The following is a 15,535-nucleotide window of genomic DNA, read 5'->3' as shown; positions in this document are numbered from 1 at the left end:
CAGACGGTACAACATAAATGCCGCGCCGTCCTTTCCCTTGGCTGCTAAGCCCGGGCCGTCTTCAGCTGCGACCCCGCCTTGGGGCCGCTTGATTCCTCAAAGAACGCCCCGCCGTTCTCGAGCTCGGCCGCAATCGACATCATCAGCTTGATCCGGTTCGTCTGGTTCACGACACTGACCCCTGCATCATAATCGATCGCGGCGATATTCGCGCTTGGATACAGCTCTTTCAGGCCTTTCATCGTCCCGCGCCCGGTAATATGGTTCGGAAGGCAGGCGAACGGCTGGATGCAGACGATATTGTTGACGCCGTGGTCAAGAAGCTCCATCATCTCGGCGGTCAGGAACCAGCCCTCGCCCATCTGGTTGCCGATGGACACGAGCCGTTCGGCCTTCTCGGCCAGACGGTAAATGTTCTTGTCCTTATGAGCGACCCCCGCCTCTTCAAGCGCAGCCGCGATCGGCTTACGGTACATCTGCAAATACGAAATGAGCAGCGGGTTGATCAGTCCGAGCGTTTTGTTCTTGCCGAACTGCTCCGCCCGGTAAATCGGATTGTACAGGCAGTAGAAGATGAAATCGAGAAAATCGGGCAGCACCGCTTCCCCACCCTCGGCTTCGATCAGCTCGACAATCCGATTGTTGGCGTCGGGATGGAACTTGATCAGAATCTCGCCGACGACGCCGACCCGCGGCTTAACCGCAGACGTCAGCGGCAGGCGGCTGAATTCGGAAGCAATCTCGCGGGCGAGCTTCTTGTAATCGCGGAACGAGAAGGATGACAAGCTGTCCTTGCAGCGCTCCATCCCCTTCCGGAACAGCGCTTCGGCGCTCCCCGGAACCTTCTCGTAGGGTCTGAAGCGGTGCAGCAGCCGCATCAGCAAGTCGCCGTAGCACGCCGCGGCGAACATCCGGTTGATCATCTTGAGTCCGATCCGGAAGCCCGGCTGGTTCTCCATACCCGAAGCGTTCAGCGACAGCACCGGAATCTTCTCAAGACCCGCATCCTTAAGCGCCTTGCGCAGCAGGGAAATGTAATTCGTTGCCCGGCAGCCCCCGCCCGTCTGCGACATGATGACCGCTGTGCGTTCCGGATCGTAATCCCCGCTCTGCAGAGCCGACAGGATTTGACCGATCGTCACAATGGCCGGGTAGCAGGCGTCGTTATTGACATACTTCAGGCCTTCCTCCGTCTCCTCGGGGCCGGACTTCTCAAGCACTTTAAGCCGGTATCCGAAATCCCGGAACACCCGCTCGAACAGCTCGAAGTGGACCGGCGACATCTGCGGCGCAAGGATCGTATAAGCCGACTTCATGTCTTTGGTAAACGGCACAGTCTTTCCGGCAGCTTCGGCCCGAAGCGGCGCTTCCTCGCCGTTCTCCCGCTCGCGCATCGCCGCGAGCAGCGAGCGCAGGCGGATGCGGGCCGCTCCCAAATTGCTGATCTCGTCGATCTTGATCAGCGTATACACCTTGCCCCTCCGCTCCAAAATATTCTGCACCGCATCGCAGGTAATGGCGTCGATGCCGCAGCCGAACGAGGTAAGCTGCACCAGCTCCAGGTCACTGCGCTCAGCGGCGAGCCGCGCGGCCCGGTAGATCCGGGCGTGGTAGGTCCATTGATTGACCACGCCCAGTTCGCCCTCGGCGCTCCCCAGATGGAAGACGGCATCCTCGGTCAGAACGGCCAGCCCCATGCCGGTAATAAGATCTGCGATGCCATGGTTGATTTCAGGATCAGCGTGATACGGATGCCCGCACAGCAGAATGCCCTTGATGCCGGTCTCTTCCAGGAACGCCAGCGTCTCCTCGCCTTTCCGGCGCAAGTCGCTCTTCGCCCGCTCCGCTTCGGCCAGCCCGGCCTGAATGGCGGCGGCAATCTCATCCTTCGGGATATCCGGGAACGTGCGCGCCAGCCCTTTCGTCAGCGCCGAAATGTCATCAAAGGTCAGGAACGGGCTGACAAGCGGAATGCCCTTCTCTTTGAGGCCGTCCATATTGTTGCGGATGACTTCCGGGTAGGAGGCGACGACCGGGCAGTTAAAGTGGTTGTCGGCGGCTTCATCCTCTTTCTTCTCATAAACGATGGCGGGGTAGAAAATAAAATCGACGCCCTTGCCGAGCAGGCTCTGCACATGGCCGTGGGCCATTTTGGCCGGATAGCAGACCGCTTCGGACGGAATGGTGTCCATGCCGCTTTCGTACAGCTTTTTGTCCGACTTTGGAGACAGTACCACCTTGTAGCGAAGAGAGGTAAAGAACGCATGCCAGAATGGATAGTTCTCGAACAGGTTCATGGCGCGCGGCATTCCGACAACGCCTCGGACGGCCTCCTCATCGGGGAGGGGAGCGTAATCCAGGAAGCGTTCGTATTTATACTGCATCAGATTCGGCAGCTTGTTCTTTTCTTTCTTCCCGCCGGCTCCGCGTTCGCAGCGGTTGCCGGTGACATGGAAGCTGCGGTCCGGGAACCGGCTGATCGTCAGCGGGCAGTTGTTGCCGCAGCGGCCGCAGCGGCCCTGCGTCACCTCATAGGCAAAGCTCTCCAGCTCCTCAGCGCCGAGCAGCGTGCTGACGCCGCTCTCCGCCGCGTTCTCTCTGGCGAGCAGGGCGCAGCCGTAGGCTCCCATCACGCCGGCGATATCCGGGCGTATGACGGTTCTCCCCGTCAGTTGCTCAAAGGCGCGCAGCACGGCTTCATTGTAGAAAGTGCCTCCCTGCACGATAATGTGTTCGCCCAGTTCATCGAATCTGCGGATTTTGATAACCTTCTGCAGCGCGTTCTTGATGACGGAGTAGGCCAGCCCGGCCGAAAGATCGGACAGGGACGCCCCTTCCTTCTGCGCCTGCTTCACCTTCGAGTTCATGAACACGGTGCAGCGGGAGCCCAGATTGACGGGCTTCTCCGAATGCAGCGCGGCCTCGGCGAACTCCGAGACGCCAAGACCAAGCGCCGAGGCAAAGCTCTCCAGAAAAGAGCCGCAGCCCGCGGAGCAGGCTTCGTTCAGCATGAGGCTGTCGATGGCGCCGCCGCGGATTTTGATGCATTTCATGTCCTGGCCGCCGATGTCGAGAATAAAATCGACCTCCGGCATAAACTTGGCGGCCGCTTTATAATGGGCAACCGTCTCCACTTCGCCGCCGTCGGCCTTCAGAGCCGCCTTGATCAGCCCCTCGCCGTAGCCGGTCGCATAACAGCCGGCAATATAGCAGCCGTCCGGCAGCAGCCGGTAAATCTCCTTCAGCGCTTCGCTGACCGATTTAAGCGGATTTCCTTGATTGCTCCCGTAATATGTATACAAAATCTCATCGACGCTGCCCGTAAGCACAAGCTTCGTTGTCGTTGAGCCGGCGTCGATGCCGAGATAGCACGGTCCGCGGTAAGAGGACAGATCGGCCCGCACCGCCCCGGCCTCCGAATGGCGCCGCCGGAATTCGTCAAGCTCGGCCTTCGTCTCAAAGAGCGGCGGAAGCTCGCCGTCCTCGGAGCGCTCCGACGCAAAATCGACGGCCGCGATCCGGGCCCGCCACTCCGCAAGCGGCACAGCGGCCCCGCCGCTTTCCGACAGGGCCGAGCCGATCGCCACGAAATACTGCGATCTCTCCGGGAACAGGATGTCGTCCTCGGCAAGCTCGAGCGTCTCAACGAACCGGGCCCGCAGCTGGGACAAGTACGTCAGCGGACCGCCCAGAAAAGCGACGCGGCCGCGAATCGGACGCCCGCAGGCCAGTCCGGCGATCGTCTGATTGACGATGCTTTGGAAGATCGAAGCCGCCACATCCTCGCGGCGCGCCCCTTCATTCAGCAGCGGCTGAATGTCGCTCTTGGCAAAGACGCCGCAGCGGGAAGCGATCGGATAAATCCGCTCGTGACCCGCCGCAAGCGCGTCGAGCCCGGTAGGGTCCGTCTTCAGCAGAGCGGCCATCTGGTCTATAAAAGCGCCCGTCCCGCCCGCGCAGGCATTGTTCATCCGCTGCTCGATGCCGCCGCTGAGATAGATCAGCTTGGCGTCCTCTCCCCCAAGCTCAATGGCGGTATCGCAGGACGGAAGCAGCTCGCCGATCGCTTTCGTGCAGGCGATGACCTCCTGAACAAAAGGCACATCCCCCAGCTTGGACAGAGATAGGCCCGAAGAACCGCTTACCGCGAGTACCGCGTCCCTTCCCGGGAATAGGGAGATGACCTTATCCAGCAAAGTGAGCACCGCTTTTTTGATATCGCTGTAGTGTCTGACATAATCCTGATGGACAATCTCGCTTTGCTCCATGACAACCAACTTGGCCGTAGTCGATCCGACATCCAGTCCGATCCTCAGCTGCATCCTGCAATCACCATGCCTTATTGAAATTTTTAACTTTAGGAAAAATATCACATAATAGGCTAATGAAAGCTATTAAAAATGTAACAATTAAAAATGTAATTGACCGGAGGTAACACCGCCTGCCGACCTATTCTCCGTCAAGGCGCGCCGCAACCGTCTCCGCATGCCCCTTTACCCGCACCTTTTTCCACATATCCGTTATCTTGCCCGACTCGTCGATCAGGAAGGTGGAGCGCACAATGCCCATAAATTCCTTGCCGTACAGCTTCTTGAGCTGCCATACCCCATACTGCTCGCTTACTTTGTGGTCTTCGTCGGACAGAAGCAGAAAAGGCAGTTCATTCTTCGCGATAAACTTGGCGTGCGACTGAAGGCTGTCCGGGCTCACGCCGAGAACGACGGCGCCCTTTGCCGTAATCCGGTCATTGACGTCCCGGAATTCACAGGCTTCCTGGGTGCAGCCCGGGGTCATATTTTTCGGATAAAAATAGAGCAAAACCTTCCGTCCTCTGTACTGGCTCAGGCTTACCTCGCTTCCGTCCGAAGCGGGCAGCGTAAAATCAGGCGCCTCTTGTCCGATGGTTAGTTCTTCCATAGTTTATGCACTCCTCCGATTTGTTAATCCTCTTAAAACGGGTACTGTCCCGCCAAATAGGACCTAGAATTGATTGTAACCATAAAAGAAATTATAATGTAGGGAATGCGAATGTGAAAGGAAGAGCGATTAATGCCGCCACGATCGAAACGACACGCAAAAAAGCGAAAGTCCAGGAAACCGTTGCTTTGGAGCTTCAGTCTCCTTCTCCTGCTCTTGGTCGGGGGAGCTGTGTATTACTTCACTTCCATCTATCAAGGCCTTGACGGCCTGCAGAAGCAGGGCGAACAATCCCCTTTTAATAATGTGAAAACGGTAGATGCCGACACCCCCGAACCCCCGAAATGGGAAGGTACAGAGCCGGTGAATATCCTGCTGATGGGCGTGGATGCGCGCGGCGTGAAAAAGGGTGAAATTCCGCGTTCCGACACAATGCTGGTCGTGTCCCTCGATCCGGTGAACAAGAAAGCCCACGTCTTCTCCATCCTTCGGGACACCTATGTGCCAATTCCCGATCACGGCGAGGACCGTATAAACACAGCGATCATTTACGGCCCCAACACGGCGATGCAGACGGTCAGCGATCTGCTAGGCCTTCCGATTCAATATTATGTCTACACTGACTTTCAAGGCTTTATCAAGCTGATTGATGCGGTGGGCGGCATTGATTATACAGTTGAGAAGGACATGGTCTACAAGACCAAGGCCGACGGCCCCGAATACGATATCGATCTCAAAAAAGGCTATCAGCACCTTGACGGCAACATGGCGCTGCAATATGTACGCTTCCGGCACGACGCCACTTCGGACTTTACGCGCACCCAGCGCCAGCGGGCCTTTCTGAGCGCCGTGGCGGACAAGCTCAAGAGCACCACATCGCTCGTTAAGCTTCCCGGCATTTTGTCGCAGGTCAGCCCCTATATCGACACGAATCTGTCCATCAACGATATGTGGAAGCTGGCGAACGTCGGTTATGGCAGCAGCGTGGCCGGCAGCGAGCAGATCCCGCCGATGAACCTCCTGAAAGAGGAGACCATCCGGGGCTCGTCCGTGCTGGGCGTCCGGGATTACGATGAACTGAAGCAGTTCGTGCAGGAAACGATGGCCAAGAAGGAACCTGTGGCCTCTCTGTCTCCATCTTCATCGCCTTCCGCCACGGCGGGAAGCGACAGCTCCCAGTAATTATCCTGCCGCTGTCTTTCGGCGGTGGCTTGAACAATTGGCGCTTCACCCTGGCAACGGGCGGACAACGGCATGGACCGTTGTTCGCCCGTTGCCTTGCGCCATCCCTTAAAACGAAAGGATGACTATTGTTATGAATCGTTCCACCTCAGAACAGCTGTATCAAGAGGCTCTTAAGCATATCGTCGGAGGCGTCAACAGCCCCTCCCGTTCCTTTAAAGCCGTAGGCGGCGGAGCGCCCGTCTTCATGAAGCGCGCCTCGGGCGCCCACTTCTGGGACGAAGACGGCAACCGCTATATCGATTATCTGGCGGCCTTTGGCCCGGTCATTACCGGGTTCGCCCACCCGCATATTACGGCCGCGATCACAAGAGCCGCAGAGAACGGCGTGCTGTACGGCACCCCAACGGCGCTGGAGATTACCTTGGCCAAAATGGTCAAGGAAGCCATTCCGTCACTGGACAAGGTACGGTTCGTCAATTCCGGCACCGAGGCAGTCATGTCGACGATCCGGGTCGCCCGGGCGTTCACCGGCCGCAGCAAAATCATCAAGTTCGCCGGCTGCTACCACGGCCACTCCGACCTGGTGCTGGTTGCAGCGGGCTCCGGCCCGTCCACGCTGGGCATCCCGGACAGCGCCGGTATTCCGGTGAGCATCGCGCACGAGGTCATTACCGTGCCGTTCAACAGCCTGAACGGGCTGCGCGAGGCCCTGAACCGGTGGGGCGACGACGTCGCCGCCGTCATGGTCGAGCCGATCGTCGGCAATTTCGGCATAGTCATGCCGAAGCCCGGGTTCCTGGAGGGCATGTGCAAGCTGGCGCATGACAACGGCTCGCTCGTCATCTACGACGAGGTGATTACCAACTTCCGTTTCCACTACGGCGGCGCGCAGAATTACGCCGGACTGGATAATCACGAGCAGATCGTACCTGATCTGACGGCGATGGGCAAAATCTTCGGCGGTGGTCTGCCGATCGGCGCCTACGGCGGCCGCAAGGAGATTATGGATCAGGTCGCGCCGCTCGGACCGGCGTACCAGGCCGGCACGATGGCGGGCAACCCCGCATCCATCTCGGCTGGCATCGCCTGTCTGGAGGTACTCCAGGGAGCAGGCGTGTACGAGGAGATGGAGCGGCTGGCCATCCGGTTAACGGACGGACTGAAAGAGTCGGCGGATCGGCACGGCATTCCGCTGACGATCAACCGCATTCGCGGCGCCTTCTCGACCCACTTCTGCGATCATCCCGTGACCAACTACGACGAGGCCCAGGACACCGACGGCGAAGCGTTCGCCAGCTTCTTCCGCCATATGCTGGATCGGGGCATCAACCTGGCGGCCTCGAAGTATGAAGCGTGGTTCCTGACCACGGCTCACACCGACGAAGACATTGACGCTACGCTGGAAGCGGCAGAAGCCTCCTTCCGCGCCATGAAGGAAGAGCGATAAACGTAACCGCAAGCAGCGGATCAGCACCGTTCAAAGGCAGAGCAGTACCGCCTTTGAACGGCTTTTTTTTGCATCCGGGCCGTCTCCAGATTAACGCGTAAAAAAACGACCGTCGCCCCGATCGAGGATAGCTACGGCCGCCTTGCTTCTTAATCTGCACTTTTTTCAGAAAATTATTCACTGCAAGTCATTTCATTTCAAGCTTTAATCTTCATCCCGGTCGTACAGGCTGCGGATCGGTACGCCCTGCGGAAGCTTGAACGGATTCTCTTTATTGATCCGGTCGTAGAACATCTTTCCGTCCAGATGATCCATCTCATGCTGGATGATGATTGAAGTATAGCCCTTGAACCGAAGCTGGACCTCTTTGCCCGCGGCCAGATCATACGCTTTTACTTTGACCGACTCATATCGCGGCACAAAGCCCTGAATCGGCCGGTCGACCGACAGGCAGCCCTCGCTATCCGGCAAATAGATCATCGCCAGGGAATGGCTGACGATTTTGGGATTGACCAGAGCATGCTCGATCAGCGCGCCGGTCTCGTCATGGGAATACATAACAAACATCCGCTTGTTCAGTCCGATCTGATTGGCCGACAGCCCCACTCCGGAACGCAGCTTATACCTCGCGGCCATCTCCTCGTCCTGGCTGTTCTTCAGAAACTGAAGCATGCACAGCAGCGTTTCGCGGTCCTCCTCCGTCAGAGGCAGCTTAACCGGCTCCGTGATGATGCGAAGCGCCGGATGCCCCTCTCTTACAATATCATCCATCGTAATTACATAATCCTTCGTAAACTTTGCGTCAGACACCGTTGCTCTCCACCTTTGCTTCACATGATGAACTTTTAATACGCGCTTGCTTGATTATTAATATATTTAAGGGTTGATAAAAGCGGTACGCAGCTGCGCGCTGTATTCCACATCAAAGCCCAGACCCGAGGCGAGGGCGGCCAGTGGCAAATAGGTCTTGGCTTCCTTGCCGTTCTTTTGCAGAAAAGCCGGAGTGTCTATCACGATCTTGCGGCCGTCCGCCAGGATCGTCTTGGAGCCGATCGTAATGACGACCGTCCGTCCGCCGTATACAATGGTCGCGCTGGACGTCTTGTTGTCCCACTTTCCGCCTGCTCCCATCGCTTTGAGCACATCCGCCAGCGCAAGGAAATTCTGGCCGCTGCGGACGACCGGTTTGTTCGGCGTGTTCAGCTCCTGGCTGTTCACGACAATCGTCATCGGCCGCTGCGAGGCGGAAGGTGTCAGGAAGGAGGCCGGCACCCGGTAGTCGCCCCAGACCTCTTCGGTGAACGCCTTGGCAATCGTCTCGTAGCCAAGCTGGGTTGGATGGAAATCGGAGTCAGCGATGATATGCGTCAGCGATCCCTCCTGGCCCGCAAACCGCGAGGCCGCATGGGCGACCAGCACGGGAGCGCCTGGTAGCGTCACGCTTGCGGCCAGACGGTCGGTAGCCTGCGTAAAGCTTGCGGCGGCGCTCATCAGCTTCGCGTAGCTCTGGCCGGCATAGAGCTGCGGAACCGGCTGATACTGGTCGGCGATGATAATCGTCGCATTCGGATTTATCGCCCGCAGGTTCTCCAGCGCTGCCGTGACATTGTCCGTGTAAGCTGCCAGCAGCTCTTGCACGCGAGCCTGAAGATCGGCATCTGACAAGTCTTTGGCCTGCTGCAGCAGGCTGCTCACATCATTGCCGCCGATCGTGATGGTTATCAGCTTCGCTGCGGCAATATCGGCCTTGGTCTGCTCTGCCTTAGCTGCAAACGAGGGCAGGCGCGGATCGGCGATGCCAGGCTGGATGCTGTCGGCCGTAATGGCCGTGCCGTCCTTGATCGCCGCCGTAAGCTGTCGAAGCCCTGCGGTCTTCAGCCCGAGAATGCCGTAATTGCCAAGCTCTGCCCGCTTGCCGTGAAACCAGGCCTGCTCCAGCAGCCGCTCCGCGTAGCCGTAGGGCGTAGAGCTTATCGTCATGCCCGGTTCATAGCCTGCCGAAACGGAGTCTCCCAAAGCCACGATGCCGAACGTTTCCGGCTGCGGCGTTTGTTTGGCGGCTGCCGAAACGCCCGGGGCAGAGGTGCCCAGCAGGGTGGCTGCGAGCAGCAGGAAGCTGGCGGCGTTTATCCATTTTTTCCGCAAATTGATCATCATATCCCTCCAAGTCTGCAATGATTCTTCCATTCTATCATTCCATTTCCTGTAAAGGTAGATCTCGGCGCCGAGCAAAAAAAGAGCCAAGGTTCCACATCACCGCGCCCTTGACTCTTTCTCTTGATTATATATGATATTACGCTAGCCACTCGCCTTCAGGGGCTTCCTTCCTGGTCTCCCGCCGATTCGCGAGTAACGGAATCCTGCCGCTTCCGCGTCCGTTCCAGGTATTTATCGTACCGGTCGTCCAGCTCGCGGGCGATTGAACGGTACCGCTGTGTTTCCTCCACAATCGGATCAAGCGTTGTCTGAATACGGATTTCGTATTTCGGCGATATTTGGCGAAGCTCCCTTGCTTCCCGGCTGCTTTGTTCCAGCTCGCCCTCGTTCAGCATTTCGCTCAAACGGCGCTCCAGATCTTCCTTCCCGCTCACTAAAAGCCCGCCTCCTTTCGCTCTTGCTAGAATCCGGTCGCTCCCGCTTCCTTCAGCGAAGATACGATGTCCTCATGGATATGCCCGTTGCTGGCCACGACATGGCGTGTGCCGATATGGTACGGGTTGCCCTGCGTATCGGTAACCTGTCCGCCGGACTCCTTGACCAGCAGCACACCTGCGGCACAGTCCCAAGGGCTCAGGCCGACTTCATAGTAGGCGCTGACCCGTCCCGCAGCCACGTAGGCCAGATGCAGGGCGGCGGAGCCTCCGGCGCGGATGCCCCGGACCTTCGGCAGAATGTTCTGCAGAGCGGCCAGATTGGCCGGCTGCGCAACCTGCCGGTCCGGCGGGAAGCCGAGCGCGATCAGGCTGTCGCCAAGCGAAGTTTCCGAAGAGACGGCGGTCTTGACGCCATGAACGTAAGCGCCCTTGCCTTTTTCGGCCACGAACATCTCATCGCGCACCGGGTCGTAAATGACGCCGACCGTCAATTCACCGCGTACGGCAAGTGCAATCGACACCGCGTAAAAAGGAAAGCCATGGACAAAATTCGTTGTCCCGTCCACCGGATCGACGATCCAGAGGAACTCATTCTCTTTCGCTTCCTCCAGCGCGGCGGTCACGGCATCGGCACCGGGCACCACTCCCTCTTCGCCCAGAATGGCGTGATCGGGATAATGCGTCAGCACAAGTCTGCGGATCATCTGCTCCGCGCCTTTGTCCACTTCCGTTACCAGATCCTGAGCCGATGACTTCGTTCCCAGCTCCTTAACCGTTCCCTGTCTGCTCTTAATGAACTCCCCGGCTTTGGCGGCCGCATTGATGGCTACCGCTGTGTAACCTTTGCTGGATACGACATAGGGCTCCCGCTCATTCCTGCTATTAGGATTTAAAGAACTCATCTCTTCACTCCGCTTTCTTAAACTTGATAGCCGGGCGTGAGATCCCTTCGCAGCTCGCGGGGACCTTGCCGTCCGGCCCGCTTGCTAACCTCCGATGATGTGGTACCCGCCGTCGACATAGATTACTTCTCCGGTAATCCCTCGCGACAGCTGGCTTATCAGGAACATTGCCGTATCGCCGACTTCAGCGGCATCGGTGCCGCGGCGAAGCGGCGCTTTTTCTTCCACGACGCGCAGAATCGAGTTGAAATCGCTGATGCCTTTGGCAGCCAGGGTGCGGATCGGTCCGGCGGAAATGGCGTTCACGCGGATGTTGTCCGGACCAAGATCGCTTGCCAGATAGCGAACCGAAGCTTCAAGCGCTGCTTTGGCTACGCCCATGACGTTATAATTGCGCATCACGCGCTCCGAGCCCATATAGGTCATCGTAATGATGGACCCGCCCTCGGTCATGAGGGGATGCAGCCGCTGGGCGACAGCGACCAGCGAATACGCGCTGATGTCATGCGCCAGCGCAAAGCCGGAACGCGAAGTGGCGGCAAAGCGGCCTTCCAGATCCTCTCCCTTGGCGAAGGCAATGCTGTGCACAATACCGTGCAGCACGCCGAAGTTCTCTTTCAGCTCCTCCGCCAGCTTGTCGATATCCTCGTCCACCGTCACGTTGCACGGCAAAATGACCGAACCGGGGATGGTCTCGGCCAGCTTGCGCACCCGGCCCTCCACACGTTCGCTTTCATATGTAAAGGCCAGGCGCGCCCCCTGTTCCGACAGGCTCTTGGCAATCGCCCAGGCAATGCTGCGGTCGTTCGCCACGCCCATCACCACAATATTTTTTCCGGTCAGCAGTTCTCCCATTTCGTATACTCCTTTAATTGTTAAGATATAGGGTAAACCGAAGTTTCCTTCAACGTACCGCATTTGCGGCTACTTATCAAGTCGTCATTGCCATATTCTAGGTCTCAATGCGAATGCTTGCTCCGTCCAGCACAGTAATTCCGCTCCCTGCGCCTTCCATTCCTTTCAGCGTCTCCATCAGCTCAAACAGCGCGCCGTCCTTCGCCTTGGCTTCGATCATGACATCCACCGCCGCCGTATCCGCCGCAATCCGCTTCAGAAAAGCGAGCAGCGGCGCCGGGTCCACGTTATCGGCATGGCTGCGGGGATCGGACGGGCTGCGGGGGCTTGAGACATGAATCTTGGGCGGAAGGGGCCGGTCGCTTGGGGCATCCTTCTGAGCCAGCGGCGTCTGCCAGGTCCGGCTGATGTCCGGCCACAGCTCCCAGGGAAGCTCTCCCTCGTTATTCACCCATTGATGATGGAGATCGAGCACCATCGGGAGACCAAGCGTCTTGCAGACTTCCAGCGTCTCTACCGCGTTGAACGTCTTATCGTCGTTCTCAAGGGTAATGCGCTCCTGCAGTTCCGGCGCAAGCTCCCGGAAGTTCTGGGCGAACCGGGCCGCCGCAAGGGGCTTATCCCCGTACGCGCCGCCGATATGAATATTGTTCTTGGCCGTAGCCGGAAGCTCCATTGCGGACAGCATGTCCGTATGGTGACGGAGGTCGCGGACGGAACTGGCCAGCACCTCGGGCCTTGGCGTACTCAGAACGGTAAAATGATCGGGATGAAAGGACACCCGTATCCCGTTCTCTTTAATATATTGGCCAACCTCGGCAAAATCACCGCCCAGCGCGGCAAAAGGGTTCCAATCCCGCAGCTCCGGATGCGTGGCCAGAGGGACCAGCTTCGAGGTCAGCCGGTATACTTTGATATCCGACGCCCGGTTATGCCTCAGCAGCCTGAGCGTGTTATACAAATTGCCCCTGGCGATCGACTCAAGGCGGCGAACCGCCGCCTCGCGGTCGTCCAGCTTGCGAAGCGAAGTCATGGTCATCGTCTTGGACGGTGAACAATCTTTGATCACAGTGGACATTGCGACATAACCGAAGCGGACGATCATTCCCGCTCTCCGAAGAACATCTCGTCGGCCAGAGCCGTCTGCACTCTGGATTCCTCATCATTCAGCTTGCGGACCAGTTCCATCTCGACCGCGGTGACTTCATGACCCTGGAAATTGATCTCCGCGATGGACGCCGAGATTTTGACGATGGCCACGGCGACGTTGTCCGGCGTATAGGCAATAACCTTCTGCCCGGTCGGAAAGATGCGGAACCCTTGCTTCAGCATTTTACAGCGCCCGTATTCCAGCAGTTCATATAATTCCTGTTCATTCTTGAATTTACAGACCGAATTGAACTCTGTTTGAAATCCCATGATACCTTCTCCTTTCCGGCCGGATCATCCGCCTATTCTCTATTATTGCTCGTTATCGTATTTCAAGCCCTGCTTAAGATTATACCGCTCGAGCGCCAGCGCGATCATACGGTCCAGCAGAGCCTGATAGGTTACGCCCGTCTCCCGCCACAACAGGGGGTACATGCTGAACGGCGTGAAGCCGGGCATCGTGTTGACTTCGTTGATCAATATTCTGCCGTCGGATTTGCGGACGAAGAAATCGGCCCGTGTAATCCCGCTGCCTTCAATTGCGCGAAAAGCGGCTATCGCCAATTCCCGCAGCCGGTCGGCGGTCTCCGGGTCGACGGGAGCCGGAATCAGCATTTGCGACTTGCCGTCGATATATTTGGCCGCATAATCGTAATATTCGCCGGAGGAGACGATTTCGCCGGGAACGGATGCCTCCGGCTCGTCATTGCCCAGCACACTGACCTCCAGCTCCCGCGCCTCGACGAACTCCTCGATAATCACCTTGGTATCGTAACGGAAGGCTGTCTCGACAGCTTTGATCAGGGACTCCTTGGCGACAGCCTTGGAAATGCCGACGCTTGAGCCCAGATTTGCGGGCTTGACGAATACCGGATACCCCAGCTTATCCTCGACCTCGATGATCAGATCATGGCTCTTGCGCTTCCATGTGCTAGCGTGAAAGTAGCAGTACTTGCACTGCTCCAGCCCCGCCTCCGCGAACAGCTTCTTCATGATGACTTTATCCATGCCCGCCGCCGAAGCCAGCACACCCGCTCCGATATAAGGAATATTAGCCATCTCGAACAGGCCCTGAATCGTCCCGTCTTCCCCGTTCGTGCCGTGCAGCAGCGGGAACATCACGTCAACCGCTCTTTCGCCGCCGTCCAGCCCGCTGAATACAGCGTTCAGCGCCTTGCCCGTATCCGCGGACTCTCCTTCCAGCTTAAGCTGCTCCAGCCGACTGAAGGGGGCCTGCAGCTTCTCCCCGATCTTCCACAGTCCCTGCTTCGATATATAAAAAGGCAGAATCTCATATTTATCGTAGTCAAAAGCGTTCATCACGGCAAAAGCGGTCTGCAGCGATACTTCGTGCTCCCCCGATTTCCCGCCGTACGCCAGGCCCACGGTCAGCTTTGCATTATCCATCCCTTAACCTCTCTCTGAATTATAAGTAGTCGTAAATGTGAAAAAAACGATAAGCCGTTCTGTCGGTCCAGGCATAGGAATCCCGATAGTCCCAATAGCGATGGCGGCTGGGAACCGTATGCGCGTTGACAAGCGGCATGCCTCCCGCGTCAAACGCCGTAATGACGGTGCTGTGCTGATAGCGGCCGTCTCCGTCCCAGTCATACTGAATGACGTCTCCAAGCATCAGCTGCTCGGGACGCTCCACAATTTGGGCGCGCAAGCCTGAGCGCCGCTCTCCATCCAGGTAACGGCGGAGACTGTCCGAGACTGCCCAGCTGTAGCTCCACCCTTCCTGTCCGCCTACATAACCTTTGTACCACCAGCCCGTTTCTCTTTTACCAGTATAGTTGATCGGTGCTCCCCCTGCAAAGAGACATTGGGATACGTAATTGGTGCAGTCGACGGCGAATGTTTCATATTCCGGATTAAAATCATTCCACCACCGGTCCGCATAAGCCGCGGCGTCTTCCCGGCGGTAACGGACATCGCGGGTAGCAGTGGAGAGCACCCTGCGGCTGAGCAGAGGGCCCGGAAGTGACGGCTGGCCGAACGCTTCTTCAAGGGTATGAATTTCTACGCTGGCGGCTCCCCCCTTGCCCCTTCGAAAGCTCCGCTCCGGAATGTCGCGCTCCACACCAGCCAAGGTCCACCCAGCCTCTCCGTTCCCGCCCGCAAAGATCAAGCGCTCCCGCTCCACCTTGTCCTCACGGTGCGTGATCCCGCCTTTCTCATAGAAAAAGGCGCTGTGCAGGGCGACTTCCGCCAGGATGTCCCCCTCATTCCGCTGCGCGGACCGCAGCACCTTCACCCCCGTCTCGCAGCGCCGGGGCTTAATCCCCCTGTCCTCGTACCATTTCGCCATTCTCAGGCCGCGCTCCCGCTGCCCAAGATCGAGCCCAAAGCCGCTCCCGGAGAAGACCTCGGTTTCAGGCACCACCCGGCTTTTGTTGTATTGGTCTACATATATATACAGACTTTTCTTCCATTTCTGATCCATTGTCCTTTTCCCGCCCCTTTCCCCACCAATCTAAATTACG

13 protein-coding genes are annotated in these 15,535 nt (G+C 57.9%); 2 read left to right on the top strand and 11 right to left on the bottom strand.

What is annotated here, in order from left to right:
- Positions 1-44: 44 nt before the first annotated feature.
- A complete protein-coding gene (locus PSAB_RS02965) occupies positions 45-4,322 on the bottom strand; it encodes a 2-hydroxyacyl-CoA dehydratase (RefSeq protein WP_025333109.1) in 4,278 nt (1,425 codons plus the stop codon).
- 127 nt (positions 4,323-4,449) lie between these two features.
- On the bottom strand, positions 4,450-4,917 hold the full coding sequence (gene bcp / locus PSAB_RS02960) for a thioredoxin-dependent thiol peroxidase (RefSeq protein ID WP_025333108.1): 468 nt from the start codon (positions 4,915-4,917) through the stop codon (positions 4,450-4,452).
- A gap of 132 nt (positions 4,918-5,049) precedes the next feature.
- Between bcp and PSAB_RS02955 the strand changes: the two genes are divergently transcribed.
- Both PSAB_RS02955 and PSAB_RS02950 read left to right on the top strand, forming a co-directional pair.
- On the top strand, positions 5,050-6,099 hold the full coding sequence (locus PSAB_RS02955; protein ID WP_038595502.1) for an LCP family protein: 1,050 nt from the start codon (positions 5,050-5,052) through the stop codon (positions 6,097-6,099).
- A gap of 133 nt (positions 6,100-6,232) precedes the next feature.
- Positions 6,233-7,549: a glutamate-1-semialdehyde 2,1-aminomutase gene (locus PSAB_RS02950; RefSeq protein ID WP_025333106.1), complete on the top strand. Its 1,317-nt coding sequence runs from the start codon at positions 6,233-6,235 to the stop codon at positions 7,547-7,549.
- 204 nt (positions 7,550-7,753) lie between these two features.
- Here the strand turns inward: PSAB_RS02950 and def are convergent, their stop codons facing one another.
- From def to PSAB_RS02905, 9 genes are all read right to left on the bottom strand, one after another.
- Positions 7,754-8,320 carry a peptide deformylase gene (gene def / locus PSAB_RS02945; protein ID WP_038596438.1) on the bottom strand — a complete coding sequence of 189 codons (567 nt, stop codon included), beginning with the start codon at positions 8,318-8,320 and terminating at the stop codon, positions 7,754-7,756.
- 105 nt (positions 8,321-8,425) lie between these two features.
- Complete coding sequence (locus PSAB_RS02940) at positions 8,426-9,736, bottom strand: stalk domain-containing protein (RefSeq protein ID WP_226991756.1); 1,311 nt, start codon at positions 9,734-9,736, stop codon at positions 8,426-8,428.
- Positions 9,737-9,861: 125 nt separating this feature from the next.
- The gene (locus PSAB_RS02935) at positions 9,862-10,140 is read right to left on the bottom strand and encodes a hypothetical protein (RefSeq protein WP_025333103.1); all 279 of its coding nucleotides are present in this window, start codon (positions 10,138-10,140) and stop codon (positions 9,862-9,864) included.
- Positions 10,141-10,166: 26 nt separating this feature from the next.
- On the bottom strand, positions 10,167-11,045 hold the full coding sequence (locus PSAB_RS02930) for an inositol monophosphatase family protein (protein ID WP_025333102.1): 879 nt from the start codon (positions 11,043-11,045) through the stop codon (positions 10,167-10,169).
- A gap of 84 nt (positions 11,046-11,129) precedes the next feature.
- Positions 11,130-11,900, bottom strand: a complete 771-nt coding sequence (gene fabI / locus PSAB_RS02925; protein WP_025333101.1) for an enoyl-ACP reductase FabI — start codon at positions 11,898-11,900, stop codon at positions 11,130-11,132.
- A 97-nt stretch (positions 11,901-11,997) separates the two neighbouring features.
- Positions 11,998-13,005, bottom strand: coding sequence for a UV DNA damage repair endonuclease UvsE (gene uvsE / locus PSAB_RS02920; RefSeq protein ID WP_025333100.1), 1,008 nt, complete (start codon positions 13,003-13,005; stop codon positions 11,998-12,000).
- On the bottom strand, positions 13,002-13,319 hold the full coding sequence (locus tag PSAB_RS02915) for a hypothetical protein (RefSeq protein WP_025333099.1): 318 nt from the start codon (positions 13,317-13,319) through the stop codon (positions 13,002-13,004). The genes uvsE and PSAB_RS02915 overlap by 4 nt, the downstream gene beginning before the upstream one ends.
- Positions 13,320-13,361: 42 nt before the next feature.
- Positions 13,362-14,456, bottom strand: a complete 1,095-nt coding sequence (locus tag PSAB_RS02910; RefSeq protein ID WP_025333098.1) for a D-alanine--D-alanine ligase — start codon at positions 14,454-14,456, stop codon at positions 13,362-13,364.
- Between the two features lie 19 nt (positions 14,457-14,475).
- Entirely contained in the window at positions 14,476-15,495 is a 1,020-nt protein-coding gene (locus PSAB_RS02905) for an amidase domain-containing protein (RefSeq protein WP_025333097.1), read from the bottom strand.
- Between the last annotated feature and the right edge of the window lie 40 nt (positions 15,496-15,535).

The sequence above is a fragment of the Paenibacillus sabinae T27 genome (assembly GCF_000612505.1).
GTDB lineage: Bacteria > Bacillota > Bacilli > Paenibacillales > Paenibacillaceae > Paenibacillus_AQ > Paenibacillus_AQ sabinae.
Note: the sequence above shows the minus strand (reverse complement) of the source record. Positions and strands in the feature narration are given on the sequence as shown.